Source organism: Acinetobacter zhairuonensis, from assembly GCF_022601715.1.
GTDB lineage: Bacteria > Pseudomonadota > Gammaproteobacteria > Pseudomonadales > Moraxellaceae > Acinetobacter.
This window is the reverse complement of record NZ_JAKVIM010000010.1, coordinates 1-19404: the sequence shown is the minus strand read 5'-3', so window position 1 is coordinate 19404 and position 19404 is coordinate 1. Positions and strand designations below refer to the sequence as shown.

Below are 19404 nucleotides of genomic sequence, written 5' to 3'. Positions count from 1 at the left end.
GGTTTAATTCGTCATCTTCAATGGCAATTTATTACTCTAGGGTAATTTTACTCCAAGACTCATATAATTTAACGGCGCTAGAAAAGTCACTATCGGATGGCGAAAGATCACTTGCGGCTTGAATGAGACTTTGGGTAAGTGCAATGACTGGTGCGGAAAGTTTAGCATCCCGCACTAAATCTAATGCAATACCTGTATCTTTCGCCAATAAAGGTAACGCAAAGGTCAGTGGAAAGCTACGATTTAATACGCGTTGAGGTAAAACCGTTTCTGTTACTCCACTTTTACCACTTGATGCATTGATACAATCCAGTGCTTCATCAAGATGGACCCCATGCGCTTTTAAGGTGGTAAAACCCTCTGCTACAGAACATAAGTTCACCGCCAGCAGCATATTGTTTACCGCTTTAACGGCAAATCCTGCTCCTGAATCGCCCACATGCTTGATCAGCTTGCCAACAGCCTGTAAGGCTGGAAGAGCTTTTTCAAATGCTTCTGTATTACCGCCAACCATCACGGTTAATGTTGCATTCTCTGCCCCAATGGTTTGCCCGCTCACAGGTGCATCTAAAAATGACACTTGTTGTACGCTTAAGGCTGCTGTCAAATTCTTTGCAGATTCAGGTACGCCACTGGTACAGTCAATCCAAATACTGCCAGCCTTTAGTTCTAGACCTGAAATTAATGCTTCAACGTCTTGACTGGTTGGTAGGCATGAGAAAATTACATCAGCTTGAACAGCATCCTGTAAAGATACTGCAAGTGTGCCGTATTCAGTTGCATGTTGTTCAGCTTTAGCGAAATTTCGGTTCCAAACAAATACGGTTTCAAAATGCTTAGGAAGATGAGCTGCCATTCGATAGCCCATCGCGCCTAAACCAATAAATGCAACTGAATGAATCATGGTTTTTCCTTTATATCTTTGTTGATCGTTGTTCTAGCCATGAGGTTAATTCGGGCCAAAATTGTTCAGCACTGGCTTTGCTTGACATTAAACCCAAATGTCCTCCAGGGATAAGAGTAAACGTGACATCCTGGCTGTTTGTCAATTTAGTTAATGGTTTTATTGCATCGGCTGTAACAAGTTGATCGCTTAGACCCGCGCCAATCAATAGAGAAGACGTGATTGAATTTAATTTGATTTGCTTATCTTCGAGTTGAATAATGCCATGTTTTAGTTCATTTTTAAGCCAAACTTTAAAAATCATGTCTTGGTTTATGCCACCGGGATAATCAATCATATTATTGAGAAAGTGGCTGATAGTTGCATTTTCACGGACAGTTTCTAGGTCATCTAAGTTACCCAGCAAAGTTTTGACGCTTGCATACCATCCTTTCGGGTCAAGAATTTTGAAACCGATTGAATTTAAGCGTCCTGGTGTATGGGTGTATTTTTTAAGAATTTTGTTTGAAAATAAGAGTCGATCTAAAGTTTGATTACGTTGAATGAGTTGATATGTGCTTTGATTCAACTTACCAATTACTCCAGAAGCATAGCTGTCAATCGGGCTACCTAAAACAATTAAGTTTTTTATAAAGTTGGGTTGTTTTAGGGCGCTATAAAGTAAGACAAAGATACCCGCCATGCTCCAACCATGCAGTGATATTTGTTCAGAACCCGCATGTTGACGAATCTTTTGAATGCAGTCAGGCAAGGCATAGTCAATAATGGTTAAAAAATGAATATGATGATCGCGAAAGCGAAAATGCTTCCATTCCACTAAATACACCTCAAAACCCTGATTTTGAAAATGTTTGACCAAAGAACGATAAGGGAACAAGTCATAGATCGCCATATTAATCGCAAATGGTGCGACTAGAACGAGAGGTTCAACAAAGTGCTTCGCTGGTGCTGGATAGTAACGGACTTTGGCATAATCGTTATACGCCACAATTTCATAGGGAGTGCTTTCAGAGAGAATCAGCGAATGTTGCTTAAAGAAACGGGTAGATAAGTTTTTTAGCTGCACTTTATGACGACTGATCTTTTGTTTTAGTTTTATGGTTATGGACATTTTATTGACCTACCTAAAGATTTGCTCGAAGTCTAAACGATAATTTTATATTTTACCTTGACCTGAAATACCGTAGGCGCTCAAAATGTTTGCAATTATTCACAAAGGCAGTTCTTTGAACTGAATCGTAGAAATGAGCCAACAAGACGACATTGAATATCAACCCGATACATTAGCGATTCGAACTGGTCATACGCGTAGTTTTGAAGGTGAGCATGGCGAACCTATCTTTTTAACTTCCTCATTTGTTTATGAAAATGCGGCTGAAGCAGCGGCAAAATTTTCTGGACAAGAACCAGGGAATATTTACTCGCGTTTTACCAATCCTACAGTATCCATGTTTGAGAAGCGTTTAGCAGCCCTAGAAGGAGCAGAGCGTGCAGTTGCGACCAGTTCTGGTATGGCAGCAATCATGGCTGTGGCAATGTCGTTTTTAAAAGCTGGCGATCATGTCATTTGTTCTCGTGCGGTATTTGGCTCAACGGTTTCATTGTTTGAAAAATATGTAGCTAAATTTGGCGTTGCAGTGGATTTTGTCGATCTCACTGATTTGGCTGCTTGGAAAAATGCAGTGAAACCTGAGACGAAATTATTATTTGTAGAGTCACCATCTAATCCTTTAGCAGAAGTTGCTGATATTCAGGCTCTCGCAGATATCGCACATGCGAATGGTGCTTTATTGGCGATAGATAACAGTTTCTGTACACCTGTGTTACAGCGACCAATTCAGTTTGGTGCTGATCTAATTGTTTATTCGGCAACTAAATATTTGGATGGGCAAGGTCGTGCCTTAGGTGGTGCGGTAGTGGGTAGCCATAAATTGCTTGAAGAAGTTTTTGGTTATGTGCGTACTACTGGTCCATCTATGAGCCCATTTAATGCGTGGGTATTCTTAAAAGGATTGGAAACCTTACGTTTACGCATGAAGGCGCATTCTGAAGGGGCACAAAAGTTAGCTGAATATCTAAAACAGCATGATAAAGTTGAAAAAGTCTATTATGCAGGCTTACCTGAACACGTAGGACATGAGCTTGCTGCTAAACAGCAAACAGGTTTTGGTGGTATTGTTTCTTTTGAGGTGAAAGGTGGGCGTGAAGGGGCTTGGAAAGTCATCGACAATACCCAATTTATTTCAATTACAGGTAACTTGGGTGATGTGAAGTCAACAATTACCCATCCAGCAACTACAACTCATGGTAAGCTTTCGCCTGAAGCAAAAGAAGCCGCGGGTATTCGTGAAGGCTTAATCCGCGTTTCAGTTGGATTAGAAGACATTGATGATATTATTCGCGATTTAAACCGCGGGTTAGAGCTGATTTAAGTTTTAGCGTTAATTTTAAAATATTGTTCGGAGAGTTTTATGAACATTAATATGCTGATGCAACAAGCACAACGCATGCAAAAAGACATGGAAAGCAATCTTAAAAAAGCCAAAGAAGAGCTTGCACTCACTGAAGTTCATGCAGAAGCGGGCGGCGGTTTGGTTAAAGTCACCATGACTTGCCGTAACGTAGTAAAGCGTATCGAGATCAATCCTGAATTGTTGCAAGACGATCCGGACATGATTGAAGACTTAATCGCTGCTGCAATGAATGATGCTGCACGTCAAGCTGAAGTCATTTCTGAAGAGCGCTTGAAGGGTGCAAGTTCAGGTATGGGCTTACCACCAGGTCTTGCAGGCATGTTCTAATCACACGTGGTGTCTTACCTCCCTTACTAGGGAGGTATTTTTATTTAGGAATTTCAGTGTTTAGTGATCGATTTGAACAGTTGGTTCAAGCTTTAAGAATTTTACCGAGTGTGGGTCCTAAGTCAGCACAACGTATGGCGCTGCATCTAATTATGAAGAATCGGGAAGGGGCAGTAGGTTTGGCACATGCCTTAACTGAAGCCACCAATCACATTCATGAATGTTGTGTCTGTCATTCTTTAACTGAAGATGAAGTTTGTGATATCTGTCTTTCTACCGAGCGAGATGAGCAGCTCTTATGTGTAGTTGAGTCACCAGCTGATGTGATGGCGATTGAACAGAGTGGAAGTTTCCGTGGTAAATATCATGTACTCGGTGGGCATTTGTCACCGCTTGATGGTATTGGACCTGATGAAATCGGGATTCCACATTTGGTGCAACGTTTAACGGATGGAAAGATTACTGAAGTCATACTTGCAACCAATGCGACTGTAGAAGGGCAAGCCACGGCACATTATTTAGTCGAAGCCTGTAAGCACTTACCCGTACATATGACCAGAATTGCTCAAGGTGTACCACAAGGTGGTGAGTTGGAATATGTCGATAGCCATACCCTTAGTCAAGCAGTACACAACCGTATGCGCATGAAATAAGTTTAGGCTTGTTTCATGTTGGTTTGAGCACGATATGGTTGATTTTATTTTAAGTAATATTTTAACAAACGGTATATTTTTTAAAAATTAATGATATAAAAAAAGTATAAATAAACAGGTAAATAGAGCTTATATACTAAAAAATAAGTAATTCTTAAGTCTAGATTGAAAATTTTTATAGATAATTGTTATATATCAGGTAAGATAGCTTTTTAGAGAATCTATTCCTAGACTCGGCAGTATGTTTCAGTTTATTCAGCATCAGACAGATTTAGACAACTTTTTGTCCATCATGGACCAAAACTCCATTTATGGGCTTGATACAGAGTTTATTAAAGTGGATACCCTATGGCCTAAATTAGGGGTATTCCAGATAAATGTTGCTGACCAAGTATATTTACTCGATGGAACCACCTTAGATTTAACGCAGTTCTGGAAAAAGATTTTTGCTGCTCAACTGAATGTCTTTCATGCTTGCGGTGAAGACATCGATCTGATTTATCATTATGCTCAAGATAAGTCGCTGAATAATGTATTTGATACTCAAGTTGGCATGTCATTTTTAGGACATGGCTTGCAGGTCAGTTATCAAAATGCACTTAAAAACATGTTGAACGTGGATATTGATAAAGATCAAACGCGTTCAGACTGGTTGGCGCGCCCCCTTTCGCCTGAACAATTGAATTATGCAGCCAATGATGTGTTGTATATTATGGCTTTGGCGGAAAAAATTAGATCTGAGCTGAATCAAAAACAATTATTAGATTTTGCGCAGGAAGACTGCCGCAATTTGACCTATGAAATTGGTCAAGAAACACCATTAGCGATGCTTTATCAAGATATTGGTAATTATCGACATTCACGCCGTCAATTAATGCAAATTCAGCAATTGGCAGTTTGGCGTGAGCAAATGGTGAAAGCGCAGAATCAGCCACGTAGCTTTATACTGAAAAACTCAAGCATGATTGATTTGGTTGAGAAAAATCCAAAAAACCATTTTCAGTTGAGCAGTATTAAGGATATTCGTCAGAATGTACTCCGTGAACACGGTAAAACCATTTTGGATTTGTTGAAGTTTTTACCTGCTCAGGACGAATGGCCATTGCGTTTAGCTCGTCCTATCCGTCATTCATCCAAAGAGATTGGTTATAAAGTTGATGCTGTTATTCAAAGTGTAGTCAATGAAACGACAGTGCCAAAAGAAGTCTTGCTGCGTAAAAAATGGCTGAATGCGCTGTATCAGCATATCATCTCAGGGAGCGATGAGCAGGATTTGCCGAATTACCTACTTGGCTGGCGCTACGAGCTTTTGACTAAGCCGCTTATTCAAGTTCTGCATGAAGATCAGCAATACTTATCGACACAAATGCAAGTTACGCAATAGTTGGACATATTTGTTTAAAGAATTGACACTTAGACAAATTGACGACTGCTGCGTTAATAATCACTACTGAATCAGATTATTTTTTGTTGTATGCTTGACGCTGTATTTTCTAAGTGAAGTAATGTTCTAAGCATGCATTGTTCTATCTATAAATCGAGCAAAAAAGATGAGATGTATCTCTATGTTGCTCGTCTTGCTGAAAATGATGCAGAAGCATCAAATCCATTAGAGGTTGTTCCTGAAGTATTACGTAATGCTTTTGGTCGCGCGACTTTTGTAATGCACATTGAATTAACTGAAATGCGTAAGTTAGCGCGTGCCAATGTATTGCATGTAATGGATTCGATTGAAACCAAAGGTTTCTTTATTCAAATGCCACCAGAAGGGTTGATTAACCCGAATGCAGTAGCCCCAGAAGGCTTACGTGGTGCTTAATCATTTTCAGGAGTTGTACTATGGATAATCTTTTTTCAATTTTAGACACAATTCCTGAAGATACGATTGCAGTCAGTGTGTATTTGCTTGGCAGCATCATTATTTTATGGTGCTGGTATACAATCGCGAAGCGTTTACCTAAACCATTCGGTGGTATTAGTTGGGTGTTTGTTTTTGCTGTCATGTTGACTCCAACGGTTTCTGAGGGAACAAATGCTTCAATTGCACCTGCCTTCTTTGGATTAATGTTTGGTATTTTGACCAAAGAGCATTCACTCATCTGGTTTAATTTATCTGCAATTTTATGTGTTCTTGGTTTGGGGTTGATCGTTGGATATTGCTGGTCTAAATACAGTGATAAACGCGAAATTTCTGTAATTAACAAGAAAAGTTCACCACTTTAAATAAAAAATAAGGTCATCTTATGTCTGTTGATACTCAACAATTTACTGGTACAAGTCAGTACATCGCAACTGACAGTTTAAAACTCGCAGTAAAAGCTGCACGTGCTTTACAAAAACCGCTTTTGGTTAAAGGTGAACCTGGAACAGGTAAAACTTTATTAGCAGAGCAAGTTGCGCAAAGCTTAGGTTTAAAACTGATCACATGGCACATCAAATCGACCACCAAAGCCCAGCAAGGTTTGTATGAGTATGATGCTGTTTCACGCCTACGTGATAGCCAGTTAGGTGATGACCGTGTCTACGACATTAAGAACTATATTAAACCAGGTAAGTTGTGGGAAGCATTTACCAGTGAAGAGCGCTGTGTATTGTTGATTGATGAAATTGACAAGGCAGATATTGAGTTTCCTAACGATTTATTGCACGAACTCGATAAAATGTCGTTCTTTGTTTATGAAACGGGTGAAACGATTACGGCAACACAACGCCCAATCGTGATCATTACCTCAAATAATGAAAAAGAGCTGCCAGATGCCTTCTTGCGTCGCTGTTTCTTCCATTATATTGAGTTCCCAGATGAAGCGACTATGCGTGAAATTATTGATGTGCATTTCCCGCAAGTTTCAACCGCGCTAGTCAATGAAGCACTTCAAGTGTTCTTTAAATTGCGTCAGGTGCCGGGTCTTAAAAAACCACCTTCTACTTCTGAATTGATTGATTGGCTCAGTTTATTGATGGCGGATGATATGCCTGATGATGTGTTGCGTAATCATGATAAATCTAAGGCCATTCCACCACTTTATGGAGCCTTAATCAAAAACGAGCAAGATGTCCAGTTACTTGAACGTTTAGCTTTTATGTCACGTCGCTAAAGGAGAAACACGCATGTTCGTGCGCTTGTTTTATACCTTACGCAAATATGGTGTGCCTGTCTCTACGCGAGAATTGATCGATCTGAATGAGGCGATTGCGTCAGGCTTGGTCTTTGCTGATCAGGAAGAGTTCTATCAGCTTGCCAAAACCATTATGGTCAAAGATGAACGCTTCTTTGATAAATTTGACCGTGGCATGAAAGACTATTTTGATGGCATTTCAACCTTCGATTTAGATGAGCTGTTAAACCAAGTTCAGCAATTACCGAAAGACTGGTTTGATTTGGAGCTTTTAGAGAAGCATCTTACTCCAGAACAACGAGAAGAACTGAAAAAAGCAGGTTCACTTGAAGAGCTGATGAAAATGTTGGAAGAGCGTTTACGCGAACAACATAAAAAGCATCAGGGTGGCAATCGTATGATTGGCACAGGCGGGACTTCGCCCTTCGGTGCCTATGGTGATCATCCTGAAGGTGTGCGTATTGGTGGTCCTGGACGAAAACGTTCCGCAGTCAAAGTCTGGGAACAGCGTAAATACCGCAATCTGGATGATGAGCAGATTCTGGGCACGCGTCAAATGCAAATGGCATTACGCCGTTTACGCAAGTTTGCTCGCCAAGGTGCAGCCGAAGAACTAGACATTGATGGCACCATTAAAGAAACTGCAAAACAAGGTATCTTGGATGTGCAGTTGGTGCCTGAACGTCGTAACCGCGTTAAAGTATTAATGTTGTTTGATGTGGGAGGTTCAATGGACTCTCATATTGCGCAATGTGAAAAATTATTCAGTGCCGCAAAAACAGAATTTAAAACGCTGGAATATTTCTATTTTCATAACTGTTTGTATGATTATGTCTGGAAGGACAATGTGCGTCGCTCAAACACGCGTATGAATACCTGGGATTTATTTCATACTTATGGACGTGACTATCGTGTCATTGTCGTAGGGGATGCCAGTATGGCACCTTATGAGCTGAATTCTGTCGGTGGCTCAGTGGAATATATGAATGATGAGTCTGGTCAGGTTTGGCTAAATCGCCTACGTCAGCATTTTGATAAAACGGCTTGGCTCAATCCTGAAGAAGAAAATTACTGGCATTACACGCAAACCATTGGTTCAATTCAGCAGATCTTTGATCAGCATATGTATCCAATGACTTTAAAAGGTGTAGAAGATTTAACAAAATATTTGGCACGTTAAGTTTATGGGTTTAACTCAGTGAATTTGTGCTTTTAAGAGTAAGTCATAATAAATGTAGAGAAGGGGGAGTAAGAGATGAATCACCAAATTAACGGGATTGATTTACCAAACACAGAAGGCTTTTTTGGACCCTATGGTGGTCAATATATTCCTCCTCACTTAAAAGAAGCTATGGATGAAATTAATCTGGCGTATGAAGAAATTCGTCATACGCCTGAATTTCAAAATGAACTGGCTGATTTGTTTGCAAGCTATGTCGGACGCCCAAGTCCTTTATTTCATGCCAAGCGTCTGTCTGAACAATTGGGTGGTGCGCAAATCTATTTAAAGCGTGAAGACCTAAATCATACTGGTGCGCATAAAATTAACCACTGTTTGGGTGAGGCTCTACTTGCCAAGTATATGGGTAAAAGCAAAGTCATCGCTGAAACTGGCGCAGGTCAACATGGTGTAGCGTTGGCAACTGCATGTGCATTGGTTGGTATTCCATGTGAAATTCATATGGGGCAGGTGGATATCGAAAAAGAACATCCAAATGTCGTCAAAATGAAAATTTTGGGTGCCAAACTGATTTCTGTCACGCGCGGTACTGCAACATTAAAAGACGCGGTGGATAGTGCTTTTGAAGAATATTTAAAAGATCCGAAGAACTATATTTATGCCATTGGTTCTGTAGTAGGTCCACATCCATTCCCGAAAATGGTACGAGACTTCCAAAGTATTATTGGCAATGAAATTAAAGTACAAACTCATGACCGTTTTGGTCAAAATCCTGATTATATCGTCGCTTGTGTAGGTGGTGGTTCTAATGCAATCGGCGCATTTACTGCATTCTTGAATGATGCAGGTGTGAAATTGGTGGGTGTCGAGCCTGCTGGTCATGGTCTAGATACGACAATGCATTCGGCAACCTTGACCTTGGGTAAGCCAAGTCAGATTCACGGTATGGCGTGCTATGTATTGGAAGATGAGCAAGGTGAACCATTGCCTGTTCATTCGATTGCATCAGGTCTGGATTATCCAGGCGTTGGGCCACAACACAGTTTCCTGAAGGATTTAGGTCGTGTTGAATATACAACGGCAACTGATCAAGAGTGTTTAGATGCATTCATGACCTTATCTCGTGTAGAAGGGATTGTTCCTGCATTAGAAAGCTCACATGCTGTGGCATGGGCATTACGTGAAGCACCAAAACTTGCAAAAGATGTGAAAATTGTGGTGAATTTGTCTGGTCGTGGTGACAAAGACTCAGACTATGTCGCAGACAAGTTAGGTCTGAACTAAGCTACAAAAGAAAAAGGTCAGCATATTGCTGACCTTTTTTATGCATTAATTTCTACTTACCCTGAAATATACTGCTGTAACTGATCAATTAAGGTTTTTTGATCTGCCATGGCTGCTTTTACTAAGTCGCCAATAGAAATTAAGCCAATTAAACGTTCATTCTCGACCACAGGCAAATGGCGTAGATGGCGAACAGTCATCAACTCTAAACAATCTTCAACACTGGTGCTAGTCGTGACGGTAAGTACGGTAGCCGTCATAATTTCACTGACATTGGTGGTAAATGATTTGCGTTCCATTAAAGCGACTTTACGTGTGTAATCTCGCTCGGAAACAATCCCCACCACACGATCATCTTCTGTGACCACTAATGCACCAATGCCTTTATCTGCCATAAGCGTAATTGCTTCAAATACGGTCGAATCTGGACGAATTGTGAAAATGGTCTGCGCTGATTTATCTTGAAGGACTTGTGCTACTTTGGTCATATTGTACATCTCTATTGTTGTTTATTGTTTGACTTTTAACTTAACTTGAAATCTGAAAAATGCAAATACCTGATCAGTCATAAATTGAATAAAATTGAAAAAATTAGGTGTTCAGAGTAAACACCTAATTGGATTTTCTTTAAGCAGGTTGCAACTGTACATCAGCAAAGAAAAAGTGACGCATTTGCTGTGTGGTTAACTTGAATTTTTGACTAGATGAATTGCAAAGTGCTGGAATAACTTTCAATCGTGTCAGGGTTGGCAAAAGAGACTTTTGAAAATCGGCAGGGGTGATTTTTCGAGGGGTGTAACTTGGCCAATGTAGTTTTGCATATTTATGTGCTTGTATACTGTTCATCCAGAAAGGAAAAACAAAATCATCTTGATCGGACATAATAGCCCAGCCTTGATCGTAAAGACCCCATAACACACCGCAGTACATCATGGATTTCAGTATGGTAATTTTAAAAAACAAGTCTTTTGCTATCGGTTGTAATTGACTAATTTGTTTCATATTGGGCAGACATTGTGAAGTCATGAGTTATTGTAAAAGCATCAGGTTAAATTTCAGTGTAAGCTTTGCGAAAAATCGTAAATAAATATGTTGATAAAATTTAAGCCAAAAAAAACGCCACCTAGGTGACGTTTTATTATGCTTGCATCGTGGCCATTTTCTGCCAGTATTGTGCTTTTAGCGAATCACGTTCTACACGGAATCCTTGAAAATAAAGTTCAGCCAAGAACATTGCAGCTTTACCATGGCCTGCACGTGCCACTTCTTCCAATTGTTGAACAGCTTCTACAAAGTTTTTTTGCGATTGAATTGTGTTTACTGCATTTGCATACACATGTTCTAACTCATGATGAGAAATTTGTTGAATCATAGATAACTCCTTATTGTAATTATGATTGCACAGCTCGACTTTTATAGTCTTGATACTAATTTAACTAAGTATTATTAAACTAATATTACAGATTGGATGAAAAGTCAAACAAGATATGGGGTGTATAGGTATTAATTCAAGTTACATGATTAAACAATAGTCAAAAAGTTTTTTTATTAATATGGATCTACAGGATACTGTAATTAAAAGGAGAATAATATGACAAATACAATAGATGGCTTCACTTTTGAATTACCGCTCAATGCTGAGAAAATCATTGAATTGGCACACTACCATAGACAACAACTTGATGAAGCTGTTTTTCACAATGAAATTCATTTAGGGGACTATTGTTTGGCACAACGTAAGCGTGTTTACGACTTTACACGTACACTTGAGCCACAACAGCGCATTGAGTTTTATAAAATGTATGATGGGGAATTGCGCCGTATTGCAGATGATGAAGATTTGCATCCCGCAGATGCTGAACACGGGGTGGGGGTGTTCGCGATTGTTTTGGCATTGGCTTTAATTGCATTTATTCTATATTTTGCAGTTGTTCGTAATATCACCAGTGGATAACACGTTATACCCATTTTTGACCATCTGAGGTTGAGAATGGGTAAATGACCTTGAGATTATACTTGAGTCAACCTACACTACCGGTTCATTAGAGGTAGTGTATGCAAAGCGCAAAACAAAAAGTTATTCAATTTTATAGTCATATCAAATTAGAGAATTTTTATTATTTCCTGGTTTTGCTTATCATTGCTGCAATTCTTTTTTTAGCAACTTTCGCACTTTTCCGTCCTGTGACGCCTGATCAATACCTACAAGTTAGTCAACTCGCACAGCAAGCCTATTATCCTTCCACGCAGGATATGGCGGCACAATTAATGCAGAAACAAAAGATGACTAGAGGTCATTATCTGAAATTAATGCGGGCGTATCATATTGAAAAGAATCAGGCAAAGGAGCTTCCTCCTTTGGCGGATGATATGATTCGCTAGTTTTGGAAGCTATTGGAGTTTTAATTCCATCTGAATTCTGATTTATGCGTAGATTGTCTTGTAAAATCTGATTCAACGCTGCTTTATCTAGCTCTTCACTAAAAATAATGATGGTCAGTCGATCTGGATGTAAATGTTTGCGAATAGCATTTTGTACCTGTGGCACAGTTAATTTGTTAAGTTCTTCACTATAACGATTTAAATAATCTTTAGGTAAATCATAAAATCCTATAGAACCCAGTTGAGCATTGATTGCCGCATTACTCCTGTAATTATTTGGAAAAGCCCTTAACATGCCGAGCTTGGTTTGTTGCAGTAGCTTTTCATCAATCGGGGAACGGATAAAATTGACCAAAGCTTGGTGTGCGATTTGAATGCTTTCCAGTAGATTTTTTTGCTCTGTAGAATAGCCTAAGCTAAATGGACCAGCTGTCTGCATAAAACTAAAACTACTATAAGCCCCATAAGTTAATCCGCGTTTCACACGGAGCTCTTGACTTAAAATTGAATTAAATCCCCCTGTGCCAAAAATACGGTTGGCAACTTGTAATGCCAAATAGTCAGGATCATCGCGCGTTGTTGCTATTTCTCCCATAATGATATGTGCTTGATTCGATTTATAAGGAATGTGGCGAACATTGAAATTTGAACGTAATACAGGAGTAGGCAAAGGGGGCACTTTTTCACCTTCTGGTAGATGTTCTGCTATTCTTTCAGCTAATTTAAGTGCTTCTTTTTCTTTTAATTGACCTGTAATCGCAATATTTAAATTTTGACGGATGAGGTATGTCTTACGAAATTCAACTAAGTTTTCAGCACTAATTCGTTTTATGCTGGTTTGCGTTCCAGTAATGGGTTCTGCATACGGATGTTTTCCATATAAAGTGCGATAAAACACGATGTTTTTCATTCTGCTGGGATTTTCTTTTAATTGTTTTTGTCCGACAGCGGTATTACTTAATACAAGATCGATACTCGAATTTTGAAAAGCAGAATGATTGAGTACTTCAAGTAGCATATCTAATGCAGGTTCGAGTTTTGCTGGATCAGATAAAGCTCTTAATTTGACAATAAACATATCTCGATGTGCTGAGGCACTGAACTTTGCACCTACACTCTCAAATGTTGAAACAATCTCCTGTGCTGAGTAGTTATCAGTGCCTTCATCTAGGAGTTGAGCAGCCATGTTAGACAGACCATAAAGATTGGTTCCGATGCTCTGATCACGTGCAGAACCTGCATTAAAGGTGAGTTGAATATCCACCATTGGGAGTGTAGGAGATTCGACAAAGAGTGATCGTACATGAAACCTATTATTTAATTCGTATACATGTGGGACAGTGAGTTTGGGATGTTCCTGAATATGCTGAAGGCTTTCTAAATGAATGATAGAGCTAAAATGTTCAGTTGAAGCAGTTGTTGTTTTTTCTATAAGTTCGGCATGGCTCGTTGGAATAAATACAAGTGTTGTGATGAGGCATAATTGAAATTTTTTCATAACCTTATCCATTTTATTTTTCTTGTTCAGGCAGTATGTACATGCTGCTACTATTGTCACGGTTAAAATATGTATTCGCTACGCGTTGAATATCTTCTGGTGTAACTGCTGCATAATGTTGCGGGAGCTGATCAAGTATACGATGGCTTAAACCATTCACTTCCAAGGTTCCAATACTCCTAGCCTGTCCAGCAATATCGTCCTGACTATAAATTAAATCTGCAACATGGCGAGTGATAACTCGATTGATTTCATCTGAAGTGACAGGAGTATTTTTTAATTGCTCTATTTCGCTGAGTAATGCTTTTTCAATATCTTGCAGTGGCACACCATTCACGGGTAAAGCTGAAATGCTAAAAAGATTGTCTCCTCGGCTATAGGAATCATAGGAAACACTCACTGAAGTGGCAATTTTTTGCTTTCGTACTAAATTGTTGTGTAGACGAGAAGTGATACCGCTATCCAAAATATTTTTCATGATCACCAATGTATAGGCATCTTGGAGATTTGGTGCAGTCGCGAGAGAGTGAACATTCCATGCCAAATATAGATGAGGCACTTGAACGGGTAATCTAACTTCCAGTTGCCGATAACCTACGTGAGAAAATTCAAGTACATCATTTCTTTCTGGTGTCTGTTTTGCTGGAATCTTAGCGAAATATCGTTTTACGAGTTCAAGCGTAGTTTTTGTTTCTACATCACCCACAATCACTAAAATTGCATTATTGGGGGTGTACCAGTCTTGATACCATTTTTTCAAATGTTCTAGATCAAGAGCTTTTAAATTTTTCATGTAACCGATGACAGGTTGTCGATAATGGCTGGTTGGGTAAGCGACCCATTTAAAACGTTCAAATGCAAGCGCACGCGGATTATCATCAATTCTTTGAAGACGTTCTTCCATGACTACTTTTACTTCAGTATCAAAATCTTGTTGCCGCAATACTAAATTGCTCATGCGATCTGCTTCGAGTTCTAAAGCAAGTGCTAAAAAATCCTTTTGGTAAAGTTGATAATAGTTGGTGTAGTTGGTGAATGTGGCTGCGTTTACACTGCCACCATAGAGACGACTTAAACGTGTAAACTCATCATTAGGAACTTTTGATGTGCCCTTGAACATCATATGTTCCAGGACGTGAGAAATGCCAGATAGATTGCCTGATTCATCACGACTACCCACGGTATACCAGATTTGAGTCATCACCATCGGAGAACGACGATCTTCACGAATGATGACTTTTAGTCCGTTGTCTAGTTTTGCTTCTAAGGTCGTATGTGTGAGCTTTGGTTGTGGGTTGGCGTATGCAGACGTGCAAAATATTAGGCATGTGAAGCTGAATATACTGAGATGTATATTTAATAATCCTTGGCATTTATTCTTATTTTGTCCAAACACTTGAGCCACTCACAACTCTTGGTCTTAAAAATCATTTTCAAAAAAATCACCCATAAATGCAAGGTAAGGCTGTTGTTTTTTGTAGTCGATAGTCGTAATCAGGCAAGATAAAGAAAATCCTTATCTTTTATGTTAAAATCATTGTCTTTTAACACGCTGCTTTTCAAAGGATTCGGCATGCAACAACAATCTACTGGGCAAAATAAATTTTTGATTGATGCTGATATCGGGGATGATGACGTTACTTTACCAAGCTTACCTGCGGTAAATGTTCCGATTATCGAGACGCCGAAGGCTGAAGAAATCGTTGCTTCAGTTTCAGAAACCTCCGATGAGCAGACTGCTGAAAAGTCTAAAGGCGGCTTCTTTAGCCGTATGAAGGAAGGTTTAACCAAAACCCGTAAAAACTTTGCTGATGGGATGGTGAATATCCTGATCGGTGGCAAAGAAATCGATGACGAATTACTTGAAGAAGTTGAAGAACAACTTTTGGTGGCTGACATTGGAGTTGATGCGACTAAAGCGATTATCGCGAATTTAACTGAGCGTACTGCGCGTGGTGATTTGATTTATTCACATTCTTTGTATAAAGCTTTACAAGAAGAGTTGGTGGACATCTTGGCTCCGCGTGTTAAGCCATTGCATATTGACCCCAATAAAAGTCCATTTGTAATTTTGGTGGTTGGTGTTAACGGTGTTGGTAAAACGACAACCATTGGTAAACTTGCAAAGCGCTTACAGGGTGAAGGCAAAAAAGTAATGCTTGCTGCAGGTGATACATTCCGTGCTGCGGCAACAGAACAATTACAAATTTGGGGTGAACGCAATAATATCGCTGTTGTTGCTCAAGGGCATGGTGCGGATAGTGCTTCTGTAATCTTTGATGCTTTTGAAAGTGCTCGTGCAAAAGGTGTGGATGTGCTGATTGCCGACACAGCTGGACGTTTACATAACAAAAGTAACTTAATGCATGAGTTAACTAAAGTGAAGCGTGTCATGCAAAAAATTGATGCTACAGCACCACATGAAATTATGTTGGTAGTAGATGCAGGCACAGGGCAAAATGCGATCAACCAAGTCGAATTGTTTGATGAGGCTGTTGGTCTTACAGGGATTACGATTACGAAATTAGATGGAACTGCTAAAGGCGGCGTTCTGTTTAATATTGCAAGTCGTACCCATGTTCCAATTCGCTTCATTGGAGTTGGTGAGAAAATTGACGATTTACGTCCATTCTCTGCCAAATCATTTGTAGCAGCCTTGTTTGAAACTGAAAAGTAAAAAAGTAATATATTTCACATAAACTCCGCAAATTGCGGAGTTTATCTTTTTTGGTTTAATTATTTGATTTAAAAGAGAACAGTGGAGCTCAAATATATCGTTATTTCTGTTATTTAAAGCGATAGAATAAAATACTTAAAAAAAATATGTATATTTTGTTTTCTTGGGGGAATAATGGCGCTATTAGATAAACTTAGCCAAGTGCTAACAACTGAAATTACACCTGATCTAATTTTTAATAGAAAAAATGAAGTTGCCCTTAATGAAGTAAGTTATCTTGAGCAATTAAAACAACGCCAATCCATTCAAAAATTAGGAAAACGTACGAGCCATGATCCATCGTATTTAACTGAGTTAATTCACGCTGCTGTGTTGAGTTGTCCATCTGCATTGAGTTTACAGAGTACTCGTATTGTTGTTTTGTTTGCACAAGCACATACCGACTTTTGGAATCTGGTATATGAGATTCTTGAAAAGCAAATTCCAGAACAGTTTTTTCCAGTCACGGCAATGAAAATTAAGCAATCCCTAGGAGCGTATGGAACTGTTTTATTTTTTGAAGATCAAGAACAGATCAAAAACTTACAAAAGAATGTACCATTAGACTCGGCAGAAATGCCATTTTGGTCGCAACAGAGTTCGGGGATGGCTCAATATGCAGTTTGGGCGGCTTTAGCCGAAGTCGACTTAGGTGCGAACTTTAATTATTATAATCCCGTTATTGATTATAAGACTGCTCAGTTTCTTAAAGTAAGCACTGAATGGAAACTTCAAACCCAGCTTGTATTTGGTTCTGTTGAGCAGCATATAGAAAAGCGATCAGCTAATAAAAATCAAGTAGAGTTCATGGTCTTAAAATAAATTTGGAACTGGCTTGTCTTAGAGTATTGCTTGCAAGATTGATTAATAGCGAACGTTCTAAAATTAAAACAGACTGTCACAATGATAGGGCTTTCTATAGTTTACAAACTGCTTAAGATATAACAATGATAATTGAGATATAACTCTCTATTTAAACGAACAAAATGATGAGGAAAGGAAAATGGCATTCTTAGATCATATGAAAAAACGCCGTACAATATATGCAATTGGTAAAAATGTTAATCTTGATCAAGCTGAAGTTGAAAAGATAATTAAAGATGCTGTACGAGAAAGCCCATCAGCTTTTAATTCACAAACATCGAGAGTAGTTTCATTATTTGGTGAAGCGCACCATAACTTCTGGGAAATCGTGCGTGAAACATTACGTAAAATGGTTCCAGCGGAAGCATTTGAAAATACCAGTAAGAAATTAGACAGTTTTGCAGCGGGTTATGCGACAGTACTATTCTATGAAGATCAAGATGCCGTGAAATCATTGCAAGAGCAATTTGCTCTTTATGCAGATAATTTCCCTGTATGGTCTGAACATTCATCAGCTATTGCGCAATTTGCAGTGTGGACAGCTTTAGCAGAAAAGAGTATTGGCGCATCTTTACAGCATTATAATCCAGTCATTGATGCTGAAGTTGCAGTTACTTATTCAATTCCAGATCATTGGAAGCTACGTGCACAATTAGTAATAGGTTCAATAGAAGCACCGGCAGGAGAAAAAACCTATATGGATGATAATGTGCGTTTTAAAACATTTAACTAAGAATCTGTCCACTGTTGTCAATCAAGTGATGGCTGTGGACTAATGTTAAGAAGAAAGCCATTGGTGTTTATATGGCATATCGTTGAACCTTGTGTATCGACCAAATGACTATTCCAGTTGGTATAAAAAGCTTATAAAAATAAATCTGAAAAGGTGTTGTCTTTCAAAAATGGCATTGTCATAAAACTGTCATTTATAACTTGCATAGTGCAACTAAAATTTAACAATGAATGATGAGAAAGCAAAATGGCTTTACGTTTAACCTTTGCTGCAGCGGCATTGATGGTAAGTGGTTCAGTATTTTCAGCGGTAACAGTTACAGCACCAGAAGAAATCAAAATTCTAGCTGTAAATGATCAAGAGGTGAATACGGGTTTATTTCGTTCAGAAAACAATGCCTATAAGTTGGATGCAGGGAGTTCAAGTATAAGCCTTCGCTACATTCAATATTTCGAACATATGTCTGGTGAACATGACATTGTTAAATCAGGTGTACTTACGCTGAAAACACCAAATCTACAAGACAATCAAACTTATAAATTAGCTTTGGTCAATGCTCCAAAAACATTTGAAGAAGCTAAAAAATACGCGGAACAACCAACAGTAGCTCTTTATGATCAGAAACAGCAAGTACTTGTACAGCAGACGGGTGCAAATACAGAGCAGAAGCCTTGGTTGAGTCGCAGTATGTTCGGTGGTGCAGTCGACCTAACCCAAAAAAATGTTAAAGCACCAGTAAATCAACCACCAGCAGTCTATGCCAAGGCACAAACTACTGTTCAACTTGCTGAAGTTAGCACTCAAGCAAGTGCACTTGATAAACAATTAATTGAGTTGTGGAAAAAAGCAGATAAAGCTGAACGTCAAAAATTTATGAGTTGGGTTGCAGAGCAAGCTAATTAAAAGGTTCCTATAATGAAAAGCTCAGCAAATGAGAATCTGCTGAGCTTTTTCTATGTGGTAATGTGTAAAAAATACTCCTCAAAATGAAATTTGGTGCTATAAATATTCAATTGGATCAAATATTGATCGCTTGATGACATATTATATAATTATTTATAAAATATGCTTGCGCTCGAAATAAATCAGTATAGAATACGCAGCATACCGACGAGATAGACGGAAACGAACGAAGCGCGAAGTGCTGAGTTGTTGAGTTTATTAAGTCCAGCATCTAATACTGACGAAGTATTAGAAAGATCATTAAGAGATTATGAAGAACAACTTGTGTGGATTTTTACTGATTGATCGATCGAAAATATTTCATTGATTG

At 38.9% G+C, this 19404-nt stretch carries 21 protein-coding genes; 14 read left to right on the top strand and 7 right to left on the bottom strand.

The window, feature by feature from the left end:
• Nucleotides 1-31: 31 nt before the first annotated feature.
• Together MKI85_RS09390 and MKI85_RS09385 are read right to left on the bottom strand one after the other, a co-directional pair.
• Nucleotides 32-904 (bottom strand): NAD(P)-dependent oxidoreductase, encoded by an 873-nt coding sequence (locus MKI85_RS09390; protein WP_241627154.1) that lies wholly within the window; start codon nt 902-904, stop codon nt 32-34.
• A 10-nt stretch (nt 905-914) separates the two neighbouring features.
• Nucleotides 915-2003, bottom strand: coding sequence for an alpha/beta fold hydrolase (locus tag MKI85_RS09385; protein ID WP_413351784.1), 1089 nt, complete (start codon nt 2001-2003; stop codon nt 915-917).
• Nucleotides 2004-2148: 145 nt separating this feature from the next.
• Between MKI85_RS09385 and MKI85_RS09380 the strand changes: the two genes are divergently transcribed.
• From MKI85_RS09380 to trpB, 9 genes are all read left to right on the top strand, one after another.
• Complete coding sequence (locus MKI85_RS09380) at nt 2149-3336, top strand: O-succinylhomoserine sulfhydrylase (protein ID WP_241627150.1); 1188 nt, start codon at nt 2149-2151, stop codon at nt 3334-3336.
• A 39-nt stretch (nt 3337-3375) separates the two neighbouring features.
• Entirely contained in the window at nt 3376-3705 is a 330-nt protein-coding gene (locus tag MKI85_RS09375) for a YbaB/EbfC family nucleoid-associated protein (protein WP_241627148.1), read from the top strand.
• A 56-nt stretch (nt 3706-3761) separates the two neighbouring features.
• Nucleotides 3762-4358 (top strand): recombination mediator RecR, encoded by a 597-nt coding sequence (recR, locus tag MKI85_RS09370; RefSeq protein ID WP_241627146.1) that lies wholly within the window; start codon nt 3762-3764, stop codon nt 4356-4358.
• Nucleotides 4359-4599: 241 nt separating this feature from the next.
• Nucleotides 4600-5742 (top strand): ribonuclease D, encoded by a 1143-nt coding sequence (locus tag MKI85_RS09365; protein WP_241627143.1) that lies wholly within the window; start codon nt 4600-4602, stop codon nt 5740-5742.
• Between the two features lie 132 nt (nt 5743-5874).
• Nucleotides 5875-6177 carry a YcgL domain-containing protein gene (locus MKI85_RS09360; protein ID WP_241627141.1) on the top strand — a complete coding sequence of 101 codons (303 nt, stop codon included), beginning with the start codon at nt 5875-5877 and terminating at the stop codon, nt 6175-6177.
• Nucleotides 6178-6197: 20 nt separating this feature from the next.
• On the top strand, nt 6198-6581 hold the full coding sequence (locus MKI85_RS09355; protein ID WP_241627140.1) for a hypothetical protein: 384 nt from the start codon (nt 6198-6200) through the stop codon (nt 6579-6581).
• A 20-nt stretch (nt 6582-6601) separates the two neighbouring features.
• Nucleotides 6602-7453: an AAA family ATPase gene (locus MKI85_RS09350; protein ID WP_142768664.1), complete on the top strand. Its 852-nt coding sequence runs from the start codon at nt 6602-6604 to the stop codon at nt 7451-7453.
• A gap of 13 nt (nt 7454-7466) precedes the next feature.
• Nucleotides 7467-8654, top strand: coding sequence for a vWA domain-containing protein (locus tag MKI85_RS09345; RefSeq protein WP_241627138.1), 1188 nt, complete (start codon nt 7467-7469; stop codon nt 8652-8654).
• Nucleotides 8655-8729: 75 nt separating this feature from the next.
• Entirely contained in the window at nt 8730-9938 is a 1209-nt protein-coding gene (trpB, locus tag MKI85_RS09340) for a tryptophan synthase subunit beta (RefSeq protein WP_241627136.1), read from the top strand.
• Nucleotides 9939-9994: 56 nt separating this feature from the next.
• Here trpB and MKI85_RS09335 read toward each other — a convergent pair whose 3' ends face one another.
• The 3 genes from MKI85_RS09335 to MKI85_RS09325 form a co-directional block, all read right to left on the bottom strand.
• Nucleotides 9995-10426: a CBS domain-containing protein gene (locus MKI85_RS09335; RefSeq protein WP_241627134.1), complete on the bottom strand. Its 432-nt coding sequence runs from the start codon at nt 10424-10426 to the stop codon at nt 9995-9997.
• Between the two features lie 139 nt (nt 10427-10565).
• Complete coding sequence (locus MKI85_RS09330; protein ID WP_241627132.1) at nt 10566-10940, bottom strand: DUF2750 domain-containing protein; 375 nt, start codon at nt 10938-10940, stop codon at nt 10566-10568.
• A 136-nt stretch (nt 10941-11076) separates the two neighbouring features.
• Nucleotides 11077-11310, bottom strand: a complete 234-nt coding sequence (locus MKI85_RS09325) for an SEL1-like repeat protein (protein ID WP_241627130.1) — start codon at nt 11308-11310, stop codon at nt 11077-11079.
• Nucleotides 11311-11529: 219 nt separating this feature from the next.
• Between MKI85_RS09325 and MKI85_RS09320 the strand changes: the two genes are divergently transcribed.
• Nucleotides 11530-11892, top strand: a complete 363-nt coding sequence (locus MKI85_RS09320; protein ID WP_142768666.1) for a hypothetical protein — start codon at nt 11530-11532, stop codon at nt 11890-11892.
• Nucleotides 11893-12225: 333 nt separating this feature from the next.
• On the opposite strand, the gene MKI85_RS09315 is transcribed toward MKI85_RS09320, so the two are convergent.
• Both MKI85_RS09315 and MKI85_RS09310 read right to left on the bottom strand, forming a co-directional pair.
• Nucleotides 12226-13818, bottom strand: coding sequence for a M16 family metallopeptidase (locus tag MKI85_RS09315; protein ID WP_241627128.1), 1593 nt, complete (start codon nt 13816-13818; stop codon nt 12226-12228).
• Between the two features lie 13 nt (nt 13819-13831).
• Entirely contained in the window at nt 13832-15172 is a 1341-nt protein-coding gene (locus MKI85_RS09310) for a M16 family metallopeptidase (RefSeq protein ID WP_413351787.1), read from the bottom strand.
• A 219-nt stretch (nt 15173-15391) separates the two neighbouring features.
• On the opposite strand from MKI85_RS09310, the gene ftsY reads away from it, so the two are divergent.
• From ftsY to MKI85_RS09290, 4 genes are all read left to right on the top strand, one after another.
• Nucleotides 15392-16495 (top strand): signal recognition particle-docking protein FtsY, encoded by a 1104-nt coding sequence (gene ftsY / locus MKI85_RS09305; protein ID WP_241627126.1) that lies wholly within the window; start codon nt 15392-15394, stop codon nt 16493-16495.
• A gap of 174 nt (nt 16496-16669) precedes the next feature.
• Nucleotides 16670-17356 carry a nitroreductase family protein gene (locus tag MKI85_RS09300; protein WP_241627124.1) on the top strand — a complete coding sequence of 229 codons (687 nt, stop codon included), beginning with the start codon at nt 16670-16672 and terminating at the stop codon, nt 17354-17356.
• Nucleotides 17357-17537: 181 nt separating this feature from the next.
• Nucleotides 17538-18131 (top strand): nitroreductase family protein, encoded by a 594-nt coding sequence (locus MKI85_RS09295; protein ID WP_241627122.1) that lies wholly within the window; start codon nt 17538-17540, stop codon nt 18129-18131.
• A 246-nt stretch (nt 18132-18377) separates the two neighbouring features.
• The gene (locus tag MKI85_RS09290) at nt 18378-19034 is read left to right on the top strand and encodes a YccT family protein (protein WP_241627120.1); all 657 of its coding nucleotides are present in this window, start codon (nt 18378-18380) and stop codon (nt 19032-19034) included.
• Nucleotides 19035-19404: the final 370 nt, after the last annotated feature.

Excerpts from the sequence above, each read along its gene's own strand:
- MKI85_RS09390 (WP_241627154.1), bottom strand. The coding sequence starts at position 904 with ATGATTCATTCAGTTGCATTTATTGGTTTAGGCGCGATGGGCTATCGA.
- MKI85_RS09380 (WP_241627150.1), top strand. The coding sequence starts at position 2,149 with ATGAGCCAACAAGACGACATTGAATATCAACCCGATACATTAGCGATT.
- MKI85_RS09375 (WP_241627148.1), top strand. The coding sequence starts at position 3,376 with ATGAACATTAATATGCTGATGCAACAAGCACAACGCATGCAAAAAGAC.
- MKI85_RS09365 (WP_241627143.1), top strand. The coding sequence starts at position 4,600 with ATGTTTCAGTTTATTCAGCATCAGACAGATTTAGACAACTTTTTGTCC.
- MKI85_RS09360 (WP_241627141.1), top strand. The coding sequence starts at position 5,875 with ATGCATTGTTCTATCTATAAATCGAGCAAAAAAGATGAGATGTATCTC.
- MKI85_RS09355 (WP_241627140.1), top strand. The coding sequence starts at position 6,198 with ATGGATAATCTTTTTTCAATTTTAGACACAATTCCTGAAGATACGATT.
- MKI85_RS09350 (WP_142768664.1), top strand. The coding sequence starts at position 6,602 with ATGTCTGTTGATACTCAACAATTTACTGGTACAAGTCAGTACATCGCA.
- MKI85_RS09345 (WP_241627138.1), top strand. The coding sequence starts at position 7,467 with ATGTTCGTGCGCTTGTTTTATACCTTACGCAAATATGGTGTGCCTGTC.
- trpB (WP_241627136.1), top strand. The coding sequence starts at position 8,730 with ATGAATCACCAAATTAACGGGATTGATTTACCAAACACAGAAGGCTTT.
- MKI85_RS09335 (WP_241627134.1), bottom strand. The coding sequence starts at position 10,426 with ATGACCAAAGTAGCACAAGTCCTTCAAGATAAATCAGCGCAGACCATT.
- MKI85_RS09330 (WP_241627132.1), bottom strand. The coding sequence starts at position 10,940 with ATGAAACAAATTAGTCAATTACAACCGATAGCAAAAGACTTGTTTTTT.
- MKI85_RS09325 (WP_241627130.1), bottom strand. The coding sequence starts at position 11,310 with ATGATTCAACAAATTTCTCATCATGAGTTAGAACATGTGTATGCAAAT.
- MKI85_RS09320 (WP_142768666.1), top strand. The coding sequence starts at position 11,530 with ATGACAAATACAATAGATGGCTTCACTTTTGAATTACCGCTCAATGCT.
- MKI85_RS09315 (WP_241627128.1), bottom strand. The coding sequence starts at position 13,818 with ATGAAAAAATTTCAATTATGCCTCATCACAACACTTGTATTTATTCCA.
- ftsY (WP_241627126.1), top strand. The coding sequence starts at position 15,392 with ATGCAACAACAATCTACTGGGCAAAATAAATTTTTGATTGATGCTGAT.
- MKI85_RS09300 (WP_241627124.1), top strand. The coding sequence starts at position 16,670 with ATGGCGCTATTAGATAAACTTAGCCAAGTGCTAACAACTGAAATTACA.
- MKI85_RS09295 (WP_241627122.1), top strand. The coding sequence starts at position 17,538 with ATGGCATTCTTAGATCATATGAAAAAACGCCGTACAATATATGCAATT.
- MKI85_RS09290 (WP_241627120.1), top strand. The coding sequence starts at position 18,378 with ATGGCTTTACGTTTAACCTTTGCTGCAGCGGCATTGATGGTAAGTGGT.